21 protein-coding genes and 1 tRNA gene are annotated in these 25,438 nt (G+C 57.5%); 3 read left to right on the forward strand and 19 right to left on the reverse strand.

Going from position 1 to position 25,438, the window contains the following annotated elements:
• Nucleotides 1-32: 32 nt before the first annotated feature.
• The 11 genes from truB to ftsH all read right to left on the reverse strand — a co-directional run bounded on the left by truB (nucleotide 33) and on the right by ftsH (nucleotide 11,812).
• A complete protein-coding gene (truB, locus tag QUE75_RS16635) occupies nucleotides 33-956 on the reverse strand; it encodes a tRNA pseudouridine(55) synthase TruB (protein ID WP_061330633.1) in 924 nt (307 codons plus the stop codon).
• Nucleotides 953-1,384, reverse strand: coding sequence for a 30S ribosome-binding factor RbfA (gene rbfA, locus QUE75_RS16640; protein WP_061330634.1), 432 nt, complete (start codon nucleotides 1,382-1,384; stop codon nucleotides 953-955). The genes truB and rbfA overlap by 4 nt, the downstream gene beginning before the upstream one ends.
• Nucleotides 1,384-3,921, reverse strand: a complete 2,538-nt coding sequence (infB, locus tag QUE75_RS16645; RefSeq protein ID WP_138435761.1) for a translation initiation factor IF-2 — start codon at nucleotides 3,919-3,921, stop codon at nucleotides 1,384-1,386. Before infB ends, rbfA begins: the two co-directional genes overlap by 1 nt.
• Before the next feature lie 20 nt (nucleotides 3,922-3,941).
• Nucleotides 3,942-5,435, reverse strand: coding sequence for a transcription termination factor NusA (gene nusA / locus QUE75_RS16650; RefSeq protein WP_152439077.1), 1,494 nt, complete (start codon nucleotides 5,433-5,435; stop codon nucleotides 3,942-3,944).
• A 54-nt stretch (nucleotides 5,436-5,489) separates the two neighbouring features.
• A complete protein-coding gene (gene rimP / locus QUE75_RS16655) occupies nucleotides 5,490-5,951 on the reverse strand; it encodes a ribosome maturation factor RimP (protein ID WP_058092549.1) in 462 nt (153 codons plus the stop codon).
• 315 nt (nucleotides 5,952-6,266) lie between these two features.
• Nucleotides 6,267-6,351 (reverse strand) — tRNA-Leu (locus QUE75_RS16660).
• 8 nt (nucleotides 6,352-6,359) lie between these two features.
• Nucleotides 6,360-6,737 carry a preprotein translocase subunit SecG gene (gene secG, locus QUE75_RS16665; protein ID WP_286251873.1) on the reverse strand — a complete coding sequence of 126 codons (378 nt, stop codon included), beginning with the start codon at nucleotides 6,735-6,737 and terminating at the stop codon, nucleotides 6,360-6,362.
• Between the two features lie 24 nt (nucleotides 6,738-6,761).
• Entirely contained in the window at nucleotides 6,762-7,520 is a 759-nt protein-coding gene (tpiA, locus tag QUE75_RS16670) for a triose-phosphate isomerase (RefSeq protein WP_106694145.1), read from the reverse strand.
• An 84-nt stretch (nucleotides 7,521-7,604) separates the two neighbouring features.
• Entirely contained in the window at nucleotides 7,605-8,948 is a 1,344-nt protein-coding gene (gene glmM, locus QUE75_RS16675; protein ID WP_061330639.1) for a phosphoglucosamine mutase, read from the reverse strand.
• A complete protein-coding gene (folP, locus tag QUE75_RS16680) occupies nucleotides 8,948-9,778 on the reverse strand; it encodes a dihydropteroate synthase (protein ID WP_061330640.1) in 831 nt (276 codons plus the stop codon). Before folP ends, glmM begins: the two co-directional genes overlap by 1 nt.
• A 96-nt stretch (nucleotides 9,779-9,874) precedes the next feature.
• Complete coding sequence (gene ftsH / locus QUE75_RS16685; protein ID WP_171039986.1) at nucleotides 9,875-11,812, reverse strand: ATP-dependent zinc metalloprotease FtsH; 1,938 nt, start codon at nucleotides 11,810-11,812, stop codon at nucleotides 9,875-9,877.
• A gap of 398 nt (nucleotides 11,813-12,210) precedes the next feature.
• Here ftsH and yhbY point away from each other — a divergent pair, with 398 nt between their 5' ends.
• Nucleotides 12,211-12,519 carry a ribosome assembly RNA-binding protein YhbY gene (gene yhbY / locus QUE75_RS16690; protein ID WP_058092544.1) on the forward strand — a complete coding sequence of 103 codons (309 nt, stop codon included), beginning with the start codon at nucleotides 12,211-12,213 and terminating at the stop codon, nucleotides 12,517-12,519.
• A 144-nt stretch (nucleotides 12,520-12,663) separates the two neighbouring features.
• Here the strand turns inward: yhbY and greA are convergent, their stop codons facing one another.
• The 7 genes from greA to grpE all read right to left on the reverse strand — a co-directional run bounded on the left by greA (nucleotide 12,664) and on the right by grpE (nucleotide 22,557).
• Nucleotides 12,664-13,125 carry a transcription elongation factor GreA gene (greA, locus tag QUE75_RS16695; protein ID WP_061330935.1) on the reverse strand — a complete coding sequence of 154 codons (462 nt, stop codon included), beginning with the start codon at nucleotides 13,123-13,125 and terminating at the stop codon, nucleotides 12,664-12,666.
• A gap of 22 nt (nucleotides 13,126-13,147) precedes the next feature.
• Entirely contained in the window at nucleotides 13,148-16,366 is a 3,219-nt protein-coding gene (gene carB / locus QUE75_RS16700; RefSeq protein ID WP_106694149.1) for a carbamoyl-phosphate synthase large subunit, read from the reverse strand.
• Nucleotides 16,367-16,447: 81 nt separating this feature from the next.
• On the reverse strand, nucleotides 16,448-17,578 hold the full coding sequence (gene carA / locus QUE75_RS16705) for a glutamine-hydrolyzing carbamoyl-phosphate synthase small subunit (protein ID WP_286251874.1): 1,131 nt from the start codon (nucleotides 17,576-17,578) through the stop codon (nucleotides 16,448-16,450).
• Between the two features lie 346 nt (nucleotides 17,579-17,924).
• Nucleotides 17,925-18,728 (reverse strand): 4-hydroxy-tetrahydrodipicolinate reductase, encoded by an 804-nt coding sequence (gene dapB / locus QUE75_RS16710; RefSeq protein WP_286251875.1) that lies wholly within the window; start codon nucleotides 18,726-18,728, stop codon nucleotides 17,925-17,927.
• Between the two features lie 11 nt (nucleotides 18,729-18,739).
• Nucleotides 18,740-19,864 carry a molecular chaperone DnaJ gene (gene dnaJ / locus QUE75_RS16715; RefSeq protein WP_058092540.1) on the reverse strand — a complete coding sequence of 375 codons (1,125 nt, stop codon included), beginning with the start codon at nucleotides 19,862-19,864 and terminating at the stop codon, nucleotides 18,740-18,742.
• Between the two features lie 78 nt (nucleotides 19,865-19,942).
• Nucleotides 19,943-21,868 (reverse strand): molecular chaperone DnaK, encoded by a 1,926-nt coding sequence (dnaK, locus tag QUE75_RS16720; protein ID WP_286251876.1) that lies wholly within the window; start codon nucleotides 21,866-21,868, stop codon nucleotides 19,943-19,945.
• Nucleotides 21,869-21,960: 92 nt separating this feature from the next.
• Nucleotides 21,961-22,557 carry a nucleotide exchange factor GrpE gene (gene grpE / locus QUE75_RS16725; RefSeq protein WP_061330645.1) on the reverse strand — a complete coding sequence of 199 codons (597 nt, stop codon included), beginning with the start codon at nucleotides 22,555-22,557 and terminating at the stop codon, nucleotides 21,961-21,963.
• 263 nt (nucleotides 22,558-22,820) lie between these two features.
• On the opposite strand from grpE, the gene recN reads away from it, so the two are divergent.
• Nucleotides 22,821-24,500, forward strand: coding sequence for a DNA repair protein RecN (gene recN, locus QUE75_RS16730; RefSeq protein ID WP_286251877.1), 1,680 nt, complete (start codon nucleotides 22,821-22,823; stop codon nucleotides 24,498-24,500).
• Nucleotides 24,501-24,560: 60 nt separating this feature from the next.
• On the opposite strand, the gene fur is transcribed toward recN, so the two are convergent.
• The gene (gene fur / locus QUE75_RS16735; RefSeq protein ID WP_106694153.1) at nucleotides 24,561-24,980 is read right to left on the reverse strand and encodes a ferric iron uptake transcriptional regulator; all 420 of its coding nucleotides are present in this window, start codon (nucleotides 24,978-24,980) and stop codon (nucleotides 24,561-24,563) included.
• 122 nt (nucleotides 24,981-25,102) lie between these two features.
• Between fur and QUE75_RS16740 the strand changes: the two genes are divergently transcribed.
• The gene (locus QUE75_RS16740; RefSeq protein ID WP_058092535.1) at nucleotides 25,103-25,435 is read left to right on the forward strand and encodes an outer membrane protein assembly factor BamE; all 333 of its coding nucleotides are present in this window, start codon (nucleotides 25,103-25,105) and stop codon (nucleotides 25,433-25,435) included.
• The last annotated feature ends 3 nt before the right edge of the window (nucleotides 25,436-25,438 follow it).

Consider the following 25,438-nt stretch of genomic DNA (forward strand, 5'->3'; position numbering starts at 1 on the left):
CATCTCTACAGCCCGGCTAATCAGCGGCGGTGTTACCCGCCACTGTTCTTTACCAGACGGCGCGGCACCAGTTTGGTGTCATCGCCCTCCGGCATAGCTTCTGCCAATCCCACGAAGTTACGATCGCCGTAGACACGCACGAAGCCTTCAAGGGACTGACCCGATATTCTAACCGGTTGTCCGTTCAATATCGATACCAGTGCCGAGCCTGACAGCCGGTGCTCGGGAAACATCGTCAGCGCGCTTTCCGGCGGCAGCAGCAAGCCGTCCAGGCTCTCACCGCGCTCACGCATGGCTTCCAGGTCTTTGACATCGTGAGCATTTTCCAGCGTGTAGCCAGAGGCCAGGGTACGCCGAAGTGCACTGACATGGGCACCGCACCCAAGTACCGCACCAATATCTTCAACCAGTGAGCGTATATACGTACCCTTGGTACAGGTCACCGCCAAGTCAAGCTCCTGCTCGCGAACCGCCAACAGGGTCAACTCGTAGATGGTGACAGGACGCGCCGGGCGCTCGATCTCAATGCCTTCGCGGGCATACTCGTACAGTGGCCGGCCTTTGTGCTTCAGCGCGGAATACATCGACGGTACCTGCTGGATATCGCCCCGAAACCGCTCTAACACCGCTTCCACCTGGGCTTCGGTCAACGCTGGCACCGGTTTTTCTTCAACCACTGCGCCTTCGCTATCACCGGTTTCTGTCCGTATGCCCAACCGCGCGGTAGTGATATACGCCTTGTCACTGTCGAGCATGGTCTGGGAAAACTTGGTGGCTTCGCCAAAACACAGCGGCAAAACACCAGTAGCAAGTGGATCAAGGGCACCGGTATGGCCGGCCTTGGCCGCCCCATACAGGCGCTTGATCTGCTGCAGAATCCCGTTGGAGGTGACACCCTGGGGCTTGTCGATCACCAGGATGCCATTTACGTCACGGCCTTTACGTCTTCGGCTCAAGCATCACGCTCCGGATTATCAGAAACCGGATCGTCGTTATCATCGCGAGGAACAGCGGGCTGATCCCCCACGGCTTCCCGAATCAGACGGTCCATCTTGCGACTCTGGTTAAGCAGGCTGTCGAAGTGGAAACGCAGGTGGGGTACCACCCGCAGCTTCATCGCCCGCCCGACCTGACCTCGCAGGAATCCCGAGGCCTTGTTGAGCACCGCCAGGGAATCCTGAACTTCCGGAGATTGCTCGGTAAGCTCTTCGGTCGACAACAGGGAAACGTAAATATCGGCATAGCCCAGATCACGGCTGACCTTGACGGCATTCACCGTGACCATGCCAACGCGAGGGTCTTTGACCTCGCGCTGGATGAGTTGGGCCAGTTCACGTTGCATCTGATCGCCGATACGATCTATGCGACTGTATTCCCGCGCCATCAGGCCCCCGTTGATTCGAGCTGACGCTCTACGCGAACGCGATCGAACACCTCGATCTGATCGCCCACTTTCACGTCGTAGCCTTTAACACCGATACCACACTCCATACCGTTGCGGACTTCCGGTACGTCATCCTTGAAGCGACGCAGGGATTCCAGCTCGCCCTCGAAGATAACCACGTTGTCACGCAGTACGCGGATCGGCTTGTTACGGTATACGGTACCCTCGGTCACCATACAGCCGGCCACCTGGCCAAACTTCGGTGAACGGAACACGTCCCGTACATCGGCGATACCCACGATGTCTTCCCGGAATTCTGGCTTGAGCATACCAGTCAGGGCGGACTTAACATCATCAATCAGGTTATAGATGATGCTGTAGTAGCGCAGATCCAGACCTTCCTGCTCCACCAGGCGCTTGGAAGCGGTATCCGCACGCACGTTGAAACCGAAGATAACCGCGTTAGTGGCCATGGCCAGGCTCACGTCTGTCTCGGCAATACCGCCGACACCAGACGAGACAATCTTGACCTGAACTTCCTCGTTACCCAGGTCCTGCAGGGCCTTGGTGATGGCCTCCAGGGAACCACGAACGTCGGTCTTGAGAACAACGTTAAGGGTTTTGACTTCGTCTTTACCCATGTTCTCAAACATATTCTCCAGCTTGGCGGCCTGCTGGCGCTGCAGGCGCTGCTCGCGCTCGCGGGTCTGGCGGAATTCGGCCAGTTCTTTGGCCTTCTTCTCATCAGCCACGGCGAAGAACTCATCACCCGCATCCGGTGTGCCGTTCAGGCCAAGGATCTCGACCGGAATGGACGGGCCAGCTTCCTTGACCTGCTTGCCGGCTTCGTCGGTCATCGCCCGAACCTTGCCGTAGAATGAGCCAGCCACGACCATGTCGCCCTGGCGCAGGGTGCCGTTCTGAACCAGAACGGTCGCAACAGAACCCCGACCACGCTCCAGGCTGGATTCAACAACCACACCACGGGCGGAGGCATCCGGTGACGCTTCAAGTTCCAGAATCTCGGCCTGCAGCAGGACGGCTTCCAGCAGATCATCAATGCCAAGACCGGTATGAGCCGACACAGGCACAAACTGTACATCGCCGCCCCAGTCTTCCGGAATCACATCCAGTGCGGACAGTTCGTTCTTGATGCGGTCCGGATCGGCCTCTTCCTTGTCCATCTTGTTGATGGCGACCACCAGCGGCACACCGGCAGAGCGTGCGTGCTGAACCGCTTCCTTGGTTTGCGGCATAACGCCGTCATCTGCGGCCACAACCAGGATTACGATATCCGTACACTGGGCACCGCGTGCACGCATGGCGGTAAAGGCTGCGTGGCCCGGGGTATCCAGGAAAGACACCATACCGTGATCCGTTTCTACGTGGTAAGCACCGATGTGCTGGGTGATACCACCGGATTCTCCAGCCGCAACCTTGGTGCGACGAATATAATCCAGCAGGGATGTCTTACCATGGTCAACGTGACCCATCACGCTCACTACCGGGGCGCGCTTGATCTTTTCTTTGCCTTCGTGCAGCTCGGTAATCTCGCTCAGCACTTCTTCTTCAAAGGCATCTTCGCTGACTGCCTTGGGCTTGTGGCCCAGCTCTTCAGTCACCAGAACCGCAGTTTCCTGATCGAGCGCCTGATTGATGGTGGCCATTACGCCCATTCCCATCAGGGTTTTAATAACATCAGCGGCTTTGACAGCCATGCGCTGGGCAAGATCACCGACGGTGATGGTTTCCGGAATCTGTACTTCTCTAACCATGGGCTTGGTTGGCCTCTCGAAAGCATGACGCTTTTCTTTCGGTTTCTTTTTAGCCCGCAGCTGCTTACGAGGAAGGCTTTCTTCCTCGTCTTCGGAAATAACCAGCGGTTCTTCAACCGGACGGCTGCGAGGGCCGCGATGGCCAGCCTGCTTCTTCTTCGGCTTGCCTTCTTCGATATCGTCGCCGCGCTCGCGTACCTTTTCTTTCTTTTTCTTTGGCTTGCGATCCCGACCTTCGTCTTCAGGCGGAGGCATGGGAATGTCCTCCGGCGCTGTTTCCAGTTCGGGTTCGGACTTTTCTTCCTGAACAGGCTCAGCCGCTGCCGGCTCTGATGGAGCGACGGTTTCTGCTGGCTGTTCCTGCTGCTCTGCAGCCACTTTTGGTGCTTCATCGACCACCGGGGATTCAGCCACAGGCTGTTCCGCTACCTCTTCCGGCTTCGGTGCTTCAACCTCTGGTTCCGGCTGCAGTTCCGCACGCTTGATATAGGTGCGGCGCTTGCGCACTTCCACGTTCACGGTCTTGGCCTTACCGGCCTTCAGCGTGGTGGTGGTTTTACGCTTCAGGGTGATCTTGTTCGGCTCTGCCTGAGCTTCACCGTGGGTCTTTCTCAGATAGGTCAGCAACTGCTGCTTCTCATCACTGGTGACAGCGTCGTTCTCACTGCGGGCTTTCAGGCCCGCTTCCACGATCTGCTTCAGCAAACGATCCACGGGAGCGCCTACATCTGCGGCCAGTTGTTTTACCGTTACATCAGCCATACTGGTCCTCCTCTCCCGAATCAGGCCTGGTCTTCAAACCAGGGGGCACGCGCGGTCATGATCAGCTGACCAGCACGCTCTTCATCCATACCTTCAATTTCGAGCAGTTCGTCAATTGACTGCTCAGCCAGATCTTCCATCGTACGCACGCCCATACCGGCGAGTTTGAACGCCAGTGAACGGTCCATGCCTTCCATGTTGAGAAGATCTTCGGCGGGCTCTGCGCCCTCCAAGGCTTCTTCACTCGCCAGCGCCTGGTTTAACAGGACGTCTTTGGCACGACGGCGCAGCTCTGTGACGGTTTCCTCGTCAAAGCCATCGATGGCCAGCATTTCTTCCATCGGCACGTACGCCACTTCCTCAATCGAGGTAAAGCCTTCGTCGATCAGGACACCGGCAAATTCCTCGTCAACGTCCAGGTGCGCGGTAAAGTGCTCAACCAGGCGAGAGTATTCCTGCTCCTGGCGCTCGCCGGCTTCTTCCTCGGTCATCACGTTCAGGGTCCAGCCGGTCAGCTCGGTGGCCAGACGAACGTTCTGGCCGTTACGGCCGATGGCCTGGGCCAGATTGTCTTCGGCGACGGCAACGTCCATGGTGTGGCGGTCTTCATCCATCACGATGGAGGCAACCTCGGCCGGCGCCATGGCGTTGATGACCAACTGGGCCGGGTTGTCGTCCCACAGCACAATATCAACACGCTCGCCGCCCAGTTCGTTGGACACGGCCTGGACCCGAGAGCCCCGCATGCCCACGCAGGCACCCACGGGATCAATACGGCGATCGTTGGTCTTCACGGCAATCTTGGCACGGGAGCCGGGATCACGGGCTGCACCACGGATCTCAATCAGGTCCTCAGCAATCTCCGGCACTTCAATGCGGAACAGCTCAATCAGCATCTGCGCGTCGGTACGGCTCAGGATCAGCTGCGGGCCCCGATGATCGGTGCGAATCTCCAGCAACAGGGAACGCACGCGGTCGCCCATGCGGAAGGTTTCCCGGGGAATCAGATGCTCACGGGGCAGAAGTGCTTCGGCATTGCCACCCAGATCCACAATAACGTTGTCCCGTGTCACCTTCTTGACCGTTCCGGAAACCAGCTCGCCAACGCGGTCGCGGTAGCTGTCGACGATCTTCATGCGCTCAGCTTCGCGAACCTTCTGGAAAATAATCTGCTTGGCAGCCTGGGCACCGATACGTCCAAAGGCGACTGATTCCACTTTTTCTTCGTGGATGTCACCCGGCTTCAGGTCTGGACTGATCTCTTCGGCTTCCTGGAAGGTAAGCTCTGTACCCAGCGCTGGAACGGCGTCGTTGTCCACCACCAACCAGCGGCGGAAGGTCTCGTACTCTCCGGTGCGGCGGTCAATGGCAACCCGGATGTCCGCTTCTTCATCTTCATAACGCTTCTTGGCAGCGGTCGCGAGCGCCAGCTCGATCGCCTCGAAAATCACGTCTTTCTCGACACCTTTCTCGTTCGAGACGGATTCTACTACCAGCAAGATCTCTTTACTCATTGGATTGCCCTGCCCTCAATATAATCGATGCATCCACAGTCTTGTTCGAATGGGTCATTCAAAAACCGGTACGATGTTGGCTTTCTCAATACTGTCAAAAGGCAACAGGTATTCGTGGTCATCAACAACCACGATGACTTCATCGCCCTCTATACCTTTGATCAAGCCTGTAAATTTGCGCCGGCCTTCAAACGCCATGCGCAGCTTGATCTGAACCTGATGGCCAACGAATTCCTGATACTGCTCGAGACGAAACAGCGGCCGGTCCATACCCGGCGACGACACCTCCAGGGTGTATTCACTCTGGATGGGGTCTTCCACATCCATCACGCCGCTTATCTGACGGCTGACTTTCTCGCAGTCTTCAATGCTGATGCCATTTTCCGCATCATCAATAAACACCCGAAGCATGGACTGATAGCCCCGGGAACGGTATTCGATACCCCAGAATTCATACCCGAGCCCTTCCACTACCGGGCGCAGAATGTCTTCCAGTTGTTTAAGCTTGGCTGACAAGTGTCGCCGCCTCCGTATTCAGATTTTCGGACTACAAAAACAAAAAAAGGGCTGTTGATCAGCCCTTTTTATGCACCAGGGCCCTTTGCGCCAGGCCCCTTAATCAAAAAGCCCCTATGAATGGGGCCTTTTGTTGCAAGAATTCGCAGAAAGCTAACCCAACTCTGCCCTCTGCCGACAGACACCTGGCCTGCCTGGACACTACAACGCCGTTGCAAGGTCCAATATCCGCCGGAGTATAGAGACGCCGCGCAGACTGGTCAAGGACTGACCAAAAAAAACGGCCTGGAACTTCCAAGCCGTCTTACTCAAATATGGTGCCCGGGGCCGGACTCGAACCGGCACAGCTTTCGCTACCACCCCCTCAAGATGGCGTGTCTACCAGTTTCACCACCCGGGCAACATTCTTTACTCGAGGTCAGGGAGCTGAGACTCCCCACCCTCGCTTTCGCTACCTGCAGATTCTTCGATACCCGGCGCAGCTTCAGCTGGCGCCTGACGGGATTCCTGAACTGTCGGAATACCGGCCTCACCTGCCACTTCAGCACGCTGCTTGGCGAAGATTGCCAGCGAAAAACTTGTCACAAAAAACACAACCGCCATAAACGTGGTCAGACGGGTCAGAAAGCTGCCACTACCCTGACTACCGAACACGGTCTGGGAGGCACCGCCACCGAAAGCAGCACCGGCATCTGCACCCTTACCCTGCTGGATAAGGACCAGACCCACCAGAGCCACGGCGATCACGACGTGAACAACGACTACCATTGTTTCCATCCAATCCATACAGACTCTCGTAAACGTTTTGGCTTACGCACCCACCGGAAACGCACGGCAGATACTTACAAAATCTTCAGCCTTAAGGGAAGCACCACCTATAAGACCGCCATCAATATCGGGCTCTGCAAACAGAGCGGCCGCATTATCCGCTTTTACACTGCCGCCGTAAAGTACTGAAATCGTCTCAGACGGCGCACCCATCTCTGCAAGCACCCGGCGAATGTCCGCGTGCATGGCCTGGGCATCTTCTGCAGTCGCCGTCTTTCCGGTACCTATCGCCCATACCGGCTCGTAGGCAACCACAATTTTCGACCACTGCTCACCAGCCACCGACGCCAGGCCTTGCTGAACCTGGCTGGCCACTACCCGCTCAGCCGAACCGGCTTCGCGTTCTTCCAGAGTCTCACCGACGCAGAGTACTGCCGTCAGCCCGGATGCCAGAACCTGCTCGATCTTCCTGGCAACCACTTCGTCGGACTCACCAAACAACTGGCGACGCTCGGAATGACCAACGAGGGCGTACTGACACCCCAGATCTTTCGCCATATCAGAGGAGACTTCACCAGTGTAGGCACCTGACTGCCACTGGCTGACGTTCTGCACGCCAGCAACCAATTCAGAGCCACAAAGCGCAACCACAGAGTCAACATAAAGGGCAGGAGGTATGATAACCACCTCTGCCCTGGCATCAAGACTGGCAACCTGCTCGCGGACCTGACCGACCAGCTGCTGCACAAGGTCTTTCGACCCGTTCATCTTCCAGTTTCCAGCTACGATCTTGCGACGCATACCAAATCTCAATCGTCCCAACCTGAGGGAGGGCGAACTATACAGCAGACATTTGTCTCGCACAACCCGCCCTATTCCACAAAATCAGGGTGTTGAACGCTCCACGACAAGGGCCAGCTGCTCGGCAACCCGGGCAATGTCATCGGCATTCTGACCTTCTGCCATCACCCGAATCAGGGGCTCCGTTCCTGACGCCCGCAACAGGATTCTGCCGGCCTCACCCAGGTCAGCCTCTGCCCTGCGCATCGCCTCAACGATGTCTGACCGGCTGAGCGGATCAAATCGCTGGGCCACCCGCACATTCACCATCGTCTGGGGCAACTTGGCCATACCCTGACGCAGCTCTCCCAGGGTCTTGCCAGACCGGCGAACCGCCAACAGCACCTGCAACGCAGAGACAATACCGTCGCCGGTACTGGTACAGTCACGAATCACCATATGGCCGGAGCCTTCTCCGCCAATAATCCAGTTATTGGCCAGCAGCCGCTCCATCACATAACGGTCACCCACATTGGCACGCTCGAATTCGATGCCAATCTCACGCAGTGCCAGTTCAACCCCCAGATTGGTCATCAGGGTTCCAACCACGCCACCGTTCAACCGACCTTCGGCATGACGCTGGGAGGCCAGTATAAACAGCAATTCATCACCATCCACCTCTGAGCCGTCGCGGTCTACCATCAGCACACGGTCGCCATCGCCATCGAAAGCAATACCCATGTCAGCCTGCTTCTCAGAGACTGCCTGTTTCAGGGCATCCAGGTGGGTGGACCCCACGTTGAGATTGATATTCAGCCCGTCCGGTTCTGCGCCAATCACCGAAACCCTGGCTCCGAGCTCTTTAAACACCTTGGGGGCAACGTGGTATGTGGCGCCATGGGCACAGTCGAGTACGATATGCAGTCCATCGAGGGTAAACTCATTGGGCACAGTACTCTTGCAGAACTCCACGTACCGGCCCGGAGCGTCGTCGACACGGCTTGCCTTGCCCAGCTCATTGGGTTCGCACACCTGAATCGGCTGCTCGAGCCAGCGCTCGATCTCAGCCTCCAAGGCGTCATCGAGCTTGGTACCGTTAGCCGAGAAGAACTTGATGCCGTTGTCCTGGTGCGGGTTATGAGAGGCACTGATCACAATACCTGCGGATGCCCGAAACGTTCGGGTCAGGTAGGCAATGGCCGGCGTCGGCATTGGGCCAAGCAATTTCACATCCACCCCCGCAGCGGACAAACCCGCCTCAAGTGCGGATTCAAACATGTAACCTGACAAGCGGGTATCCTTTCCAATCAGCACGCTGTTTCGCTGGCCCTGCCTCTTGAATGCCTGACCTGCTGCCCACCCAAGGTGCAACATAAACTCCGGGGTAATCGGACTTTCGCCCACTCTCCCCCGGATTCCGTCGGTTCCAAAATACTTGCGCTGGGACATCAGATTGCCTCCTTAACTGCCGTCACGACCTTGACGGCGTCCACCGTCTCCCGCACATCATGCACCCGGAGGATGCTTGCGCCTTTCATGGCGGATATTGTCGCGGCAGCGAGGCTTGCCGGCAACCTTTCGTTGACGTCTCGGCCAGTAATTGCTCCAAGCATGGATTTCCGGGACACCCCGATCAACAACGGATGCCCCAGCAAATGCAACTGTTCCAGAGTCGCCAACAACTGGATGTTGTGATCCACAGTTTTCCCGAAGCCAAATCCCGGGTCCAGGATGATGTTTTCCGGCCGCACACCGGCCTTTTCGACCACTCGCATCCGTTCGGTCAGAAACGAACTCACGTCGCGCCGAACGTTATGGTATCGGGGGTTATTCTGCATGGTGTCCGGCTCACCCTGGATGTGCATGATGCAGACGGGCACGCCGGCTTTGGCTGCCACTTCCGGTGCACCCTCTCGCTGGAGCGCCCGCACATCGTTGATCAAACCGGCGCCGAGCCTGACCACCTCCTCCATCACGGCGGGGTTGCTGGTATCCACTGAAATCACGGTATCCAGCTCACGGGCAATGGCCTCCACCACGGGGCAAACCCGGTCCAGCTCTTCCTGGGTCGATACCGGCTCCGCTCCCGGCCGGGTCGATTCACCACCAACATCGATAAAGGATGCGCCGTCTTCCACCATGGTCCGGGCACGAACAAGCGCTGCATCGGCGGTCGTGAACCGGCCGCCATCTGAAAAGGAATCAGGCGTAACGTTGAGAATCCCCATTACCTGGCACCGGGACAGATCCACCAAACGGCCAGCAAAATTCATTTTCATAGCAGGTATTCCGAAATTTTCTGTTCAGGGGTAACAAAAACAAACGCCGCCCGGAGGCCGGGCGGCGCTGTATTTGACTAGGCCTTGTGCGGGCGATCAGTGCTCGCCGGCAGGCCTGCCTACTCCGGGCTGACGCCCGTCATCCGATGACCGGGGCTCCGGAGCTGGCTCTTCAGCTTTCACTCCGCCGGTGGGGCCACTATCGCCCCAGTTTTTCGGGGGCCGCGGCTCTTTGCCTGCCATGATGTCATCGATCTGGTAGCGATCAATGGTCTCGTACTTCATCAGGGCCTCAGCCATCAGGTCCAGTTTGTCACGGTTCTCAATCAGGATCTGCTTGGCCGTGGCATAACACTCATCAATGATATTTCGAACTTCCTCGTCAATCCGCTGGGCGGTCTCCGGAGAGTGATGGGAGTGCGACTGGCCAGCAGAACGACCCAGGAACGGCTCTTCGCTGTCGGTATCGTACTGCAGGGGACCCAACTTTTCCGACAACCCCCACTTGGTGACCATGTTGCGAGCCAGGCTGGTGGCACGCTCGATGTCGTTGGAGGCACCAGTCGTCACACCATCAAAGCCAAGCGTCAGCTCTTCGGCAATTCGGCCACCGAACAGACTGCAGATTGAGCTGGTCAGGTAGCGCTTGGAGTGACTGTACTTGTCCTCTTCCGGCAAGAACATGGTCACACCCAGGGCGCGCCCTCGGGGGATGATACTGACCTTGTAGACAGGATCATGTTCAGGCACGAGGCGACCAACAATGGCATGGCCAGACTCATGGTACGCGGTGTTCCGCTTTTCTTTCTCGCTCATCACCATGGATTTGCGCTCGGCGCCCATCATGATTTTATCTTTCGCCAGTTCCAGCTCTTCCATGGAAACCAGACGCTGGTTACGACGCGCCGCGAACAGGGCAGCCTCGTTTACCAGGTTAGCGAGGTCGGCACCGGAGAAGCCAGGCGTACCGCGAGCGATAACCGCCGGATCAATACCGTCGGCCAGGGGCACTTTCTTCATGTGCACCTTAAGAATCTGCTCTCGACCAAGAATGTCTGGCAGGCTCACCACCACCTGGCGGTCAAAGCGACCCGGACGCAGCAGCGCAGGGTCCAGAACGTCCGGACGGTTGGTAGCAGCGATCACGATGACGCCTTCGTTGCCTTCAAAGCCGTCCATCTCAACCAACAGCTGGTTCAGGGTCTGTTCACGCTCGTCATGGCCACCGCCCATGCCGGCGCCACGATGGCGACCGACCGCATCAATCTCATCGATAAAAATGATACAGGGGCTTTGCTTCTTGGCCTGCTCGAACATGTCACGAACACGGGAAGCACCCACGCCCACGAACATCTCTACGAAGTCAGAACCGGAGATGGAGAAAAACGGCACTTTCGCTTCACCGGCAATGGCTTTTGCCAGCAGCGTCTTACCAGTACCCGGCGGCCCCACCATCAACACGCCTTTCGGGATTCGGCCACCCAGACGCTGGAATTTGCTCGGGTCACGCAGGAAGTCGACCAGCTCTTTAACGTCTTCCTTCGCTTCATCAACACCGGCGACGTCGCCAAAGGTGGTTTTGATCTGGTCTTCACTGAGCAGGCGCGCCTTGCTCTTGCCAAAGGACATGGGGCCTTTGCCGCCGCCACCGCCCTGCATCTGGCGCATGAAGAACACAAACAACGCAATAATGATCAGAATCGGGAACGCGGCCACCAGCAACTGCGTCCACAGGCTCTGGCGCTCAGGCTCCTTGCCGATCACTTCGACGTTATTGGCGAGCAGATCATCCATCAGCTTGTTGTCAGAGACCTGCGGGCGAATGGTCTGGAACTGGGACCCGTCACCGCGGACACCCTGCACCTGAAGACCATCAATGGTCACTTGCCGGACCTGGCCCTGCTGGACCATCTCCACAAACTGGGAATAGTTGACTTGTTGGCCGGTGGTGGTGGGAGAGAAATTCTGAAACACCATCAACAGCACGGCGGCTATGATTAGCCAGAGAACCAGATTTTTTGCCATATCGTTCAAGGATCATCACCTGTGAATTGCGGGGCTGCAGCCATGTGGCCATCAACCCTTTTCCGACACCTTACACCAATTGTACGCCTGTCCACCAGAAACGGCCCATCCGTATCGACCACAGACCCGCTGACTGCCCCGGCAAAAACACAACCTGAGGACTGTAACCAGCACCACTGGAGATTTCGCGAAACCTTTGACTCTGACCGTACAGGAAGGTTCCAGCCGACAACCGGGAGCGCGTTAAGGCCCGTCATCCCGCACGACACCGCGCCAGTGGGCGCGACTGTAGGTGATTACGACCATTTGTGGCGGGAATCTATCTGTTACAATTGCGAAATTATACGACGTCGTCAGCCGTTTCGCCGCTGACCTTTTGTTAATTGCACCGATAAAGAGATTACATCATGAGTCTTTCACCGGAACAGCGCCGGGAATACCGGGCGATTGCCCACAATCTGAAGCCCGTCATTATTGTTGGCGATAAAGGCCTGTCTGAGGGCTTGCAGGATGAGCTTGAGCGCGCCCTGAACGATCATGAGCTGATCAAGATCAAGGTGGCCAGCACTGATCGCGAAGCGCGCCAGGAAGCGATTCAGGCGTTGTGCGAGAGCTCCGGGGCGGAGCTGGTGCAGACGATCGGTAAGATTGCGGTGATTCTGCGGCGGGCTAAGAAGCCTAATCCGAAGTTGTCGAATTTGTTACGGAATAAGTAGTTTTTCGCCAGGGTTGATGTAAAAAGCCGCGCTGGATAGTGCGGCTTTTTTTGTTTGGCTTGGGAGATCGGCGGGGTAAAAGGGGGTCAGTCCCCGTTCGGGGACAGACCCGTAGGACAGACCCGTTGGACAGACCCTTTGACCCTAGACGTACTCTACTTCGGAGATTTCGTATTCTACGGTGCCGGAGGGGATGCGGATGGCGACTACGTCGCCTTCGTTCTTGCCTATCAGCGCACGGGCAATCGGTGAGGATACAGAAAGCTTGCCGGCCTTGATGTCGGCCTCGTCTTCACCGACGATCTGGTATTTAACCTCTTCGTCGGTATCCATGTTCACCAGGTGTACCGTGGTGCCGAAGATCACCTTGCCGGTGTTCTCCATGGTGGTCACATCTATCACCTGGGCGACCGACAGCTTGCCTTCGATTTCCTGAATCCGGCCTTCGATGAAGCTTTGCTGCTCACGAGCGGCATGGTACTCGGCGTTTTCCTTGAGATCACCGTGCTCCCGGGCATCGGCGATTGCCTGAATTACCCGGGGACGATCTTCGGACTTCAGCTTTTTCAGCTCCTCGCGCAGGCGGGCTTCGCCCGCCTTGGTCATGGGTACTCTGTCAGCCATAGTCTTACTTTCCTGCGTGTAGATCCTGGAGGCGACGTACTGTGCGCTCCGGGCCAAACTTGATGGCCCGACAGAAGGCTTCGCCGCCTGCCAGTGTGGTTGTGTAGGTTACCTTGGTCTGCAGGGCGGACTGGCGAATCTGGGCCGAGTCGGAAATCGCCTTGCGACCTTCAGTGGTATTGATAATCAGCTGAACCTGACCATTCTTGATGGCGTCAACAATGTGCGGGCGACCCTCGCGAACCTTGTTTACCCGCTCCACGGCAACACCTTCGGCTTCCAGCGCCTTGGCGGTGCCGGTGGTGGCAATCACCTTGAACCCGGCCTCAACCAGGTCACGGGCCACCTTCGCCGCACCGGGCTTGTCGACATCCCGCACAGACATGAACGCGGTACCCTGGGCAGGCAGGCGCTCACCGATGGCCAGAGCCGCCTTGGCAAAAGCTTCGTCGAAGCTGTCGCCCAGCCCCATCACCTCACCGGTGGACTTCATTTCCGGCCCAAGGATCGGGTCTACCGCCGGGAACTTGTTGAACGGGAATACCGATTCTTTTACCGCATAGTAAGTCGGCACGATTTCCTGGGTGAAGTTCAGTTCTTTCAGGGTCTTGCCGGACATTACCCGGGCCGCCACTGCCGCCAGGGACACACCAATGGCCTTGGAGACAAACGGCACGGTACGGGAGGCGCGGGGGTTGACCTCAATCACGTAGATTTCGCCATCCTGCCACGCCAGCTGCACGTTCATCAGGCCGATAACGTCCAGCTCGATGGCCATCTTCCTGACCGCTTCGCGCATTTCATCCTGCACCTCTTTAGGCAGGCTGTATGGCGGCAGCGAACAGGCGGAGTCACCGGAGTGAACACCGGCCTGCTCAATGTGCTGCATGATGCCACCAATGACCACATCCGTGCCGTCGCAGATGGCGTCAATATCCACCTCAACGGCGGCATTCAGGAAGTGGTCCAGCAGCACCGGGCTGTCATTGGACACCAGCACCGCGTTACGCATGTAACGCACCAGCTCGGTTTCGTCATAGACGATTTCCATCGCCCGACCACCCAGCACGTAGGACGGGCGCACCACCAGCGGGTAGCCGATTTCGCGGGCTGCCAGGATGCCTTCCTCGTGACTGCGCACAGTGGCGTTTTCCGGCTGCTTCAGACCCAGGCGCTGGATCATCTGCTGGAAACGTTCACGGTCTTCGGCACGGTCAATGGCATCCGGGCTGGTGCCGATAATCGGCACACCGGCCGCCTCAAGACCACGAGCCAGTTTCAGCGGAGTCTGGCCGCCATATTGCACGATCACGCCCTTGGGCTTCTCAACGTGGATGATTTCCAGCACGTCTTCCAGGGTGATCGGCTCAAAATACAACCGGTCGGAGGTGTCGTAATCGGTGGACACGGTCTCCGGGTTACAGTTGATCATAATGGTTTCGTAGCCGTCTTCACGCATGGCCAGGGCCGCGTGCACACAGCAGTAGTCGAACTCAATGCCCTGGCCGATCCGGTTCGGGCCACCACCGATCACCACGATTTTCTCGCGATCGCTGGCATCTGCCTCGCACTCTTCCTCGTAGGTGGAGTACATGTAGGCGGTGTCTGAGGCAAACTCGGCGGCGCAGGTGTCGACGCGCTTGTAGACCGGGCGGATGCCCAGGTCGTGACGCAGTTTGCGCAGGCTCACCTCGGAAATGCCCAGCAGTTTGGCCAGGCGAGCGTCGGAGAAGCCCTTGCGCTTGAGACGGAACAGGGTGGCCTGATCAATATCCGCTTTGCCCGCGGATTTCAATGCAGCCTCTTCGCGCACCAGATCTTCAATCTGGACCAGGTACCAGGGATCCACCTTGGTGTGCTGGAACACTTCTTCCACGGTCATGCCGGCACGGAATGCATCGCCGATGTACCAGACGCGGTCAGCGCCCGGCACGTTGAGTTCGCGGGTCAGGGTTTCCCGGGAATTCTCGGAATCCAGGTCGTCCAGCTTCTCATCAAAACCTTCAGAACCTACTTCCAGCCCGCGTAGCGCTTTCTGCATGGACTCCTGGAAGGTGCGGCCAATAGCCATGACTTCCCCCACAGACTTCATCTGGGTGGTCAGGCGAGCGTCGGCCTGGGGGAATTTCTCGAAAGTAAACCGGGGAATCTTGGTGACCACATAATCGATGCTCGGCTCGAACGAGGCCGGAGTCACGCCACCGGTGATTTCGTTCTGCAACTCATCGAGGGTATAGCCAATCGCCAGCTTGGCCGCCACTTTGGCGATCGGGAAGCCGGTGGCCTTGGAGGCCAGGGCCGAGGAACGGGACACCCGCGGGTTCATCTCGATCACTACCATGCGGCCGGTGTCCGGGTTGATGCCGAACTGCACGTTGGAACCGCCGGTTTCCACACCGATTTCACGCAGTACCGCCAGCGAGGCGTTCCGCATGATCTGGTATTCCTTGTCAGTGAGGGTCTGGGCCGGTGCCACGGTGATGGAGTCACCGGTATGCACGCCCATGGCATCGAAGTTTTCGATGGAGCAGACGATGATGCAGTTGTCGTTCCTGTCGCGAACAACTTCCATCTCGTACTCTTTCCAGCCGATCAGAGACTCGTCGATCAACAGTTCGTTGGTCGGGGACAAGTCGAGACCACGAGTACAGATTTCCTCGAATTCATCCTTGTTGTACGCAATACCGCCGCCTGAGCCGCCCATGGTGAAGGACGGGCGGATGATACACGGGAAGCCAATGTCTTCGGACGCTGCCCAGGCTTCGGCCATGGAGTGAACGATGGTCGCGCGCGGGCATTCCAGGCCGATCTTTCTCATGGCCTTATCGAAGCGGTCACGGTCTTCGGCCTTGTCGATGGTGTCGGCATTGGCACCGATCATTTCGACGCCGTGCTTCTCCAGCACGCCGTGCTTTTCCAGATCCAACGCACAGTTCAGTGCGGTCTGGCCACCCATGGTGGGTAGCAGGGCGTCCGGCTTTTCTTTCTCAATGATCTTTTCGACCGTCTTCCAGGTGATGGGCTCGATGTAGGTGGCATCGGCCATGGCCGGGTCGGTCATGATGGTGGCCGGGTTAGAGTTCACCAGGATAACCCGGTAACCCTCTTCGCGCAGCGCCTTGCAGGCCTGGGCCCCGGAGTAATCGAATTCGCACGCCTGCCCGATCACAATGGGACCTGCGCCCAGGATCAGGATGCTTTGGATGTCTGTACGTTTTGGCATGTCTCGGTAAACCTGTCAGCAACTTTTGAATTCTTTCAGCGCGTACGATGCGCCAGTGAGCTATCTGTGATGGCCTTGCCCTCAGGCAGATCGCGCTTCCATCAGCTGGATAAACTCGTCGAACAGGGGCGCCACATCATGGGGGCCCGGGCTGGCTTCCGGGTGACCCTGGAAGCTGTAGGCCGGCTTGTCTGCGCGGCGAATACCCTGCAGAGTGCCGTCAAACAGCGACTTGTGGGTGGCCTCCACATTAGCCGGCAGGGTTGCTTCGTCTACCGCAAACCCATGGTTCTGGCTGGTAATCATCACGGTGCCTTTGGCAATGTCCTGCACCGGATGGTTAGCACCGTGGTGGCCGTGCCCCATTTTCATGGTTTTGGCGCCACTGGCCAGAGCCAGCAACTGGTGACCCAGGCAGATGCCGAACACTGGAATTTCGGTTTCCAGGACGTCCTGAATGGCTTTGATAGCGTAGTCGCACGGCTCCGGGTCGCCGGGGCCGTTGGACAGGAAGATGCCGTCCGGATTCATGGCCAGCACTTCCGAGGCCGGAGTTTGCGCAGGCACAACGGTGATGTCGCAGCCACGGGCGGCGAGCATGCGCAGGATGTTGAACTTCACACCGTAGTCCCAGGCAACGACCTTGAATTTGGCGGCGGCCTGGTCACCATAACCGTCTGAGATATCCCACTCGGCCTGGCTCCACTGATAGGATTTCTCGCTGGTAACCTCTTTAGCCAGATCCATGCCCTTGAGGCCTGGGAAGGCTTTCGCCAGTTCCAGGGCGCGCTCGGCGGTGGCGTTCTCGCCAGCGATGATGGCACCGTTCTGGGAGCCTTTGTCGCGCAGGATGCGGGTCAGGCGGCGGGTGTCGATGTCCGCAATGCCAACAATGTTGTTGCTTCGCAGGTACTCGCCCAGGCTCTGCTGGTTACGCCAGCTGCTGGCGACCAGGGGCAGATCGCGGATGATCAGGCCGGATGCGTGGATGCGGTCGGATTCTACGTCTTCTTCGTTTACACCGGTGTTGCCAATGTGGGGATACGTCAGGGTGACGATTTGGCGCGAGTAGGACGGGTCGGTCAGGATTTCCTGATAGCCGGTCATGGCAGTGTTGAACACTACCTCGCCGCTGGTTTCTCCGTCTGCGCCGATGGCGGTGCCGTAGAAGAGGCTTCCGTCTGCGAGTGCAAGGATTGCTGGTGTGCTCAAGGCTTGTATCCTCATCGAGTGGCGTAAGTTCGTCACGAACAGGAACGCAAGCGCAAATTCAGGTTGCAAAAAAGCGAGACAAGGTAAAAACCCGGTCCCGCTTTCTTATAAACTTTTCAAAGGTACGCTTGGTGCAGTCAAATCGCCTTATTGTAAGATTTCTGGCGATTTTTGTCCACGGCCAATTCAGCCTGGATGCAGACTCAGACTCCGGCAAGTGGCGCAGATCTCCCTTCCGGGAAACGCTACGAGCACTTCCCTGTGCGCTTCGCTCCGGCCATCCATGGCCTCCGAGATTCCCGGAAGGGAGATCTGCGCCACTTGCCTCTGAAAATGTCGTTCGGGATTAACCTTTCAATCCCAAAACATCCTGCATATCGTACAAACCGGCTGCCTTACCATCGAGCCACAGGGCCGCCCGCATAGCCCCCTTGGCAAAGGTCATCCGGCTGCTGGCCTTGTGGGTGATTTCGATGCGCTCGCCTTCGGTGGCAAACAGAACGGTGTGGTCGCCCACCACGTCGCCGGCGCGGATGGTTTCGAAGCCGATTTCCTTGCGGGTGCGTTCGCCGGTGAAACCTTCGCGGCCGAAGACAGCGCATTCTTTCAGGTCGCGGTCGAGGGCGTCAGCCACGACTTCGCCCATGCGCAGGGCGGTGCCTGAGGGGGCGTCTTTTTTGTGGCGGTGGTGGGCCTCGATGATTTCTACGTCGTAGTCGTCACCCAAAGTAGCCGCTGCGGTGCGCAGGAGGTTGAGGACGACGTTGACGCCAACGCTCATGTTGGGTGCGAAGACCACTGGGGTGGATTCGGCGGCCAGGGCCAACTGTTCTTTTTCGGCGGCGGTCATGCCGGTGGTGCCGATGACGATCATTTTGCCGTTGGCGCTGCAGAACTTTGCGTTTTCCAGGGTGAGGTCCGGGAAGGTGAAGTCCACCAGTACGTCGAAGTCGTTTTTGACGTCGTCGAGGCTGCCGGCCATTTTGATTCCGGTTTTGCCGATGCCAGTCATTTCGCCGGCGTCGGCGCCAATCAGGCTGCTGCCTGGCTCGACGATGGCAGCACCGAGTTCGAGGCCTTCGGTGCCGTCTACGGCTTCGATCAGTACTTTGCCCATGCGCCCGGCGGCGCCGATGATTGCTACCCGCATCTGTTATGCCCTCAGAATTTCATTTCGTCGAAGAAGCTTTTCACACCCTCAAACCAGGAGGTTTTCTTCGGAGCATGATGGGTGCCGTTGTTGCCGCTCAGGGTTTCCTGGAACTCTTCCAGCAGCTCTTTCTGGCGCTTGGTCAGGTTGACCGGTGTTTCCACCATCACGCGGCACAGCAAATCGCCGGCAGGGCCACCGCGAACGGGGCTTACGCCTTTGTTGCGCAGGCGGAAGAGTTTGCCGGTCTGGGTTTCTGGTGGAATCTTGAGTTTGACCCGGCCGTCCAGGGTCGGCACTTCCAGTTCACCACCCAGGGCTGCATCTACGATGCTGATCGGCACTTCGCAGTATAGATTACGGCCGTCACGGGTAAAGATGGAATGCTCGCGCACGGCAATCTGCACATACAGGTCACCTGGCGGCCCGCCATCAACGCCCATCTCGCCCTCACCTGAGAGACGAATGCGATCGCCGGTATCCACACCGGGTGGCACTTTCACAGACAGGGTTTTTTCCTGCCTCACGCGGCCCTGGCCGTGGCACACTTTACAGGGATTCTTGATAACCTGACCGGAGCCCCGGCAGGTCGGGCATGCCTGCTGCACGGTGAAGAAACCCTGCTGCATGCGAACCTGCCCCATACCCTGGCAGGTACCACAGGTTTCAGGACGGGAGCCTTTTTCAGCACCACTGCCATCGCAGGCTTCACACTCTTTGTGGCCAGGAATGTTGATCTTGACGGTTTTGCCTTTGACGGCCTCTTCCAGATCGATTTCCAGGGTGTAGCGCAGGTCGGAACCGCGAGTGTTGCGGCCCCGGCCACCGCCACCGAAGATGTCACCGAATACATCACCAAAGATATCGGAGAAGCTGGCACCACCGCCGCCAAAGCCACCGCCGGCTTGGCCATCCACGCCGGCATGACCAAACTGGTCGTAGGCCGCACGCTTGCTACCATCGGCAAGAATTTCGTAGGCTTCGCTGGCCTCCTTGAACTTGTTCTCGGCGTCTTTGTCGTCCGGGTTACGGTCCGGATGGTATTTCATCGCAAGCTTTCGGTAAGCCCGCTTTATGTCCTTCTCGTCCGCGTCCCGGGAGACCCCGAGTACTTCGTAATAATCGCGCTTGGCCATGCTTAAAACCCTGTTGCTATAACGCGGAAAACGCGGGGCTTACCCCCGCGTTTTCCAACTACCTGATGTACTTAGGATTTACTTCTTGTCGTCGTCTTTGACTTCTTCGAACTCGGCGTCCACCGCATCGTCAGCCGCCTGAGACTGGGCACCTTCCTGCCCGCCAGCCTGCTGGGCCTGCTCAGCCTGATCCGCGTACATCTTCTGGGCCAATTCGGAAGAAACCTCAGTCAGTTTCTGAGTCTTGGCTTCGATGGCTTCCTTGTCAGAGCCGGTCAGGGCTTCTTCCAGATCCTTGATGGCCGCCTCGATAGACTCCTTTTCACTGTCAGAAACCTTGTCGCCGGCTTCGGTCAGGGTCTTGCGCACGGCGTGAACCATGGCATCACCCTGGTTGCGGACCTGAACCAGCTCTTCGAACTTGCGATCTTCCTCGGCGTTGGCCTCGGCATCGCGAACCATCTTCTCGATCTCGTCGTCGTTCAGACCGGAAGAGGCCTTGATAACGATGGACTGTTCTTTACCGGTGGCCTTGTCTTTGGCAGACACGTTCAGGATACCGTTGGCATCGATATCGAAGGTGACTTCGATCTGCGGCACACCGCGAGCAGCCGGCGGAATGTCAGCCAGGTCGAAACGGCCCAGTGACTTGTTCTGGGCAGCCTGCTTGCGCTCACCCTGGACTACGTGAATGGTTACCGCAGTCTGGTTGTCATCCGCTGTCGAGAACGTCTGCGACTTCTTGGTCGGGATGGTGGTATTCTTGTCGATCAGCGGCGTCGCCACGCCACCCATGGTTTCAATGCCCAGGGTCAGCGGGGTTACGTCCAGCAGCAACACGTCTTTCACGTCACCGGAAAGAACAGCCGCCTGGATGGCAGCACCCATGGCCACGGCTTCGTCCGGGTTCACGTCTTTACGGGCTTCTTTGCCGAAGAACTCTTTTACCTTTTCCTGCACCAGCGGCATACGGGTCTGACCACCCACCAGGATAACTTCGTCGATTTCAGACGCCTTCATGCCGGCGTCCTGCAGGGCGACTTTACAGGGCTCCAGGCTGCGCTGAACCAAATCTTCCACCAGGCTTTCCAGCTTGGCGCGGGTCAGCTTCACGTTCATGTGCTTGGGCCCAGACGCGTCTGCAGTGATGTACGGCAGGTTCACGTCTGTCTGCTGGCTGCTGGACAGCTCGATCTTCGCTTTCTCACCGGCTTCCTTCAGGCGCTGCATGGCCAGGGAATCGCCGCGCAGGTCGATGCCACTGTCTTTCTTGAACTGGTCTGCCAGGTACTCGATGACCTTCAGGTCGAAGTCTTCACCGCCCAGGAAGGTGTCACCGTTAGTGGCCAGAACCTCGAACTGATGCTCGCCGTCGACATCGGCAATTTCAATAATGGAGAGGTCGAAAGTACCACCACCCAGATCGTATACAGCAACTGTGCGGTCACCGCTCTTCTTGTCCAGGCCATAAGCCAGGGCAGCCGCGGTCGGCTCGTTGATGATCCGCTTCACCTCCAGACCGGCGATCTTGCCCGCGTCTTTGGTGGCCTGGCGCTGGCTGTCATTGAAGTAAGCCGGCACGGTAATCACTGCTTCCGTTACCTTCTCGCCCAGGTAGTCTTCTGCAGTCTTCTTCATTTTCTTCAGAACTTCTGCAGAGATCTGGGGCGGTGCCATCTTCTGGCCCTTTACTTCAACCCAGGCATCGCCGTTGTCGGCCTTGGTGATCTTGTAGGGCACCATCTTGATGTCTTTCTGAACCACATCGTCCTCAAAACGACGACCGATCAGACGCTTGATGGCGTACAGGGTGTTATGGGGATTGGTGACCGCCTGGCGCTTGGCGGACTGACCAACCAGGGTCTCGTTATCGTCGGTGTACGCGATAATGGAGGGAGTAGTACGATCACCCTCAGCGTTTTCAATAACCTTTACCTTGTCACCATCCATGATGGCCACACAGGAGTTGGTGGTTCCCAGGTCGATACCAATAATCTTGCTCATCGAATCACTCCAAATCTTTCTGAATGCTGTCCCAGGGAGGTTTGCCCTGACTGTCGCTGTTTAATCGCTATATTGGCGCTTTAATCGGCTTTTCAAGCCTGCTCGTCGATTTTTGGTGCATCTTCGGCCTTAGCCACAACCACCATGGCGGGACGAACCACGCGACCGTTCAGCAGGTAGCCCTTCTGCACCACGGCAACCACGCTATTCGGCTCGGCATCTGGCGCGGGCACCATAGACATCGCCTCGTGCTGTTGCGGATCGAACGGTTCACCCACCGGGTTCACCTGTTCAACGTTGAATTTCTTGAGGCCGTTCATGAACAGGCCCAAAGTCATTTCCACGCCTTCGCGAATGGAGCCAACCAGCTCACCCGCATTTTCATGTCCTTCAGTACTTTCCACTGCCTTTTCAAGGCTGTCCGCCACCGGAAGAAGCTCTTTCACAAACTTTTCCAGAGCGAACTTGTGGGCCTTTTCCACATCAATTTCGGCTCGACGACGCACATTCTGCATCTCAGCCTGGGCCCTCAGCGCCTGGTCCTGGTATTCCTGCAACTGCGCCTTCAGCAATTCCAGTTCGGAACCTTCTTCAGCACCGGCGGTTTCTGCTTCGCCCTGCTCTTCTGTGGCGTTTACTGCCTCGTTCAGCTCGTCTACTTGTTCGTTGCGCTTATCGTCAGCACTCATGACAACTCCTGATGACTTTCCCTGGGCCCGAGGGCCTGCGGCTAAATGAGCCCCGCCTTGCACAGGCAGGAAAATACGACTTTGCGAACGGATATGGGGCCCACCCCTCAGGTTTCAACCTCAAACGATGCATTCTTTCAGATTTTCACGATTCGATTGTTTGCAAACAGGAAAAAGCCTGTATATATTCACAGCAACTGTATAGATCAACAGTATCCAGACAATTTTCAGAGAGTCTCCAATCCTGAGCGGAGGTTATCGGCATGCTCACACAACTTATGGTCTCCAACTACGCCATCGCCGAACGGGTCGACCTGCATTTCAGCAAAGGCATGACGGCCCTGACCGGTGAAACCGGCGCCGGCAAATCCATTGTTCTGGATGCCCTCAGCCTGGCCATGGGCGGCCGAGCAGATGCCGGTGCCGTGCGCCACGGCGCAAAACGAGCGGATATCACCGCCAGCTTCGACATCTCACGTATTCCGATTGCCCGGCAATGGCTGGAAGAACACGAACTGGATGACAAAGACGACTGCATCCTACGCCGGACCATCAGCAAGGATGGTCGTTCAAAAGCGTTTATTAATGGCCAGCCCTGCCCACTCTCCCAGCTCAAGGACCTTGGCGGCTTGCTGATGGACATTCACAGCCAGCACCAACATCAGTCACTGCTGCAAAAAGACACTCATCGGAAACTGCTGGACGAATTCTCCGGCGCCGAAGACCTGGCAGAGCAAACCCGGGATGCCTGGAAAGCCTGGCATAGAACCAGCCAGAAACTGGAACAGCGGCGCCAGAACGCCGACGAGGCGGAGGCAAAACTGCAACTGCTCCGGTACCAGGTGGAGGAGCTGGACCGGCTCGCCCTGGGCGATGGCGAACAGGAAGCGCTTGAACAGGAACAAGCGCAGCTGAGCCAGGCCGACGCGGTACTGCATAGCAGCCATCAGGCTGCCCTGCTGTGCACTGAGGACGAAACCAGTGCCGCCGACCTGGTGCGTCAGGCACTTCAGCAACTGGAGCAACTCCCAGTGGATGTGCCGGCACTGGCTGACACCATCCAGATGTTGACCGAAGCACAGATCCAGATTTCAGAAGCCGGGGACAACCTTCGGCATTTTGTTGAAGACTACGAAGCAGACCCCGCACGGCTGACCGAGGTCGAGGAACGCCTGAGCGCCATTTATCAGATGGCTCGAAAGCACCGCATCACACCGGAGGAATTGCCGGAACTGCACCAACGCCTGTCGAACGAACTGGCAGAACTGGATGGCGGCAAAGGCAGCCTCGAGCAGCTTGAGGCAGAGCAGCAATCCCTGCGCAAACGGTTTGATGAACTGGCCGGGCAATTAACGGCCAAGCGGGAGCAGGCAGCGGCGGAACTGGATCAGCGAATTGCTCAGGAGCTTGCACAGCTGAGCATGCCGGCCGTACAGTTTGTTACCAAACTGGGCCGCAACAGCAATGACGAACCAGCCCCCCACGGTATGGAAGATGTCGAGTTCCTGGTCAGCGCCAACCCGGGGCAACCCGCACGCCCACTGGCCAAGGTTGCCTCCGGGGGCGAACTGTCTCGGATCAGCCTCGCCATTCAGGTAGTGGTCGCCCAGACCTCCACTACCCCCACCCTCGTGTTTGACGAAGTGGACGTGGGTATTGGTGGCGGCACAGCCGAGGTAGTTGGGCGTTTGCTCCGGTCTCTGGGCAGCAACGGTCAGGTACTGTGTGTCACTCATTTGCCCCAGGTGGCAGCTCAGTGCCACCAGCACCTGTTCGTCAGCAAATTCACCGAACAGGACGCAACGTATTCACGCATTGAAACGCTGGATGACCAGGGAAGAATCAGCGAAGTGGCAAGAATGCTGGGCGGCGTAGACATGACAGAGCACACCATTGCCCACGCCAGGGAGATGTTCGTTAAGGGTCAGGCGACCCATCACTGAATCCCCCTCTCGATTCGGAGAGCTGTTGGGGCCGGCGCTTGCTGGCCCCTTTTTTTTGACTTATTTCTTGGAAGAGCCCAAAGGCTTAACGTAGAGGATCAGGCTGTGATCAACAATCTCATAGCCGTGCTCCCTGGCGATCTTCTGCTGGCGCTCTTCGATGATCTCATCCACAAACTCGATCACTTCTCCGGTTTGCGTGCATACCATGTGGTCATGGTGATCATCGCCCGCCATTTCGAAGACGGCGTGGCCACCCTCAAAGTTATGGCGCAACACCAGGCCCGCGGCCTCGAACTGAGTCAGCACCCGGTAGACGGTTGCCAGCCCCACGTCATCTCCCTGATCCAGCAGCTTCTTGTAAACATCCTCAGCACTCAGATGGTGCTCTTCGGCGTTCTCCAGAATATTGAAGATTTTGACTCTCGGGAGAGTAACCTTCAAACCGACCTTTCGTAATTCGGCGTTTTCAGATGACATGTTACTATTCACTCTTTGGTGTGCCTCACGGCTTCCGGTATGATGAAGCCGCCGTTCAACGGACTACCCGTTTCACACCTGCTTGATGCAGGCGATTTCAAGATAGAGGATTTCCCCCGGCGATGCAAAAGCTCACCGCTATCGTTCTTATTAGCATTTTATCCTTGTCCGGTTGCGCATTCCCTGGCGTTTACAAAATCAATGTGCAACAGGGGAACATCGTGACCGAAGACGACCTCAAGAGCCTCTCTCAAGGCATGGCCCGCAGTCAGGTTCATGCGGTTCTCGGGTCGCCGCTGATGCTCAACCCGGTGGACCCCTCGCGCGAGTACTATGTGTACACCTTCCAGCGCCGGGGTGGGGATATCCAGGAGCAGCGCATCATCGTCTATTACGAAGGTGACGAGTTCAGCCATTACGACGCGCGACTGCTGGAAGAAACTCCCGCCTACTGATTG

This window comes from Marinobacter shengliensis (genome assembly GCF_030297115.1).
GTDB classification, from domain to species: domain Bacteria; phylum Pseudomonadota; class Gammaproteobacteria; order Pseudomonadales; family Oleiphilaceae; genus Marinobacter; species Marinobacter shengliensis.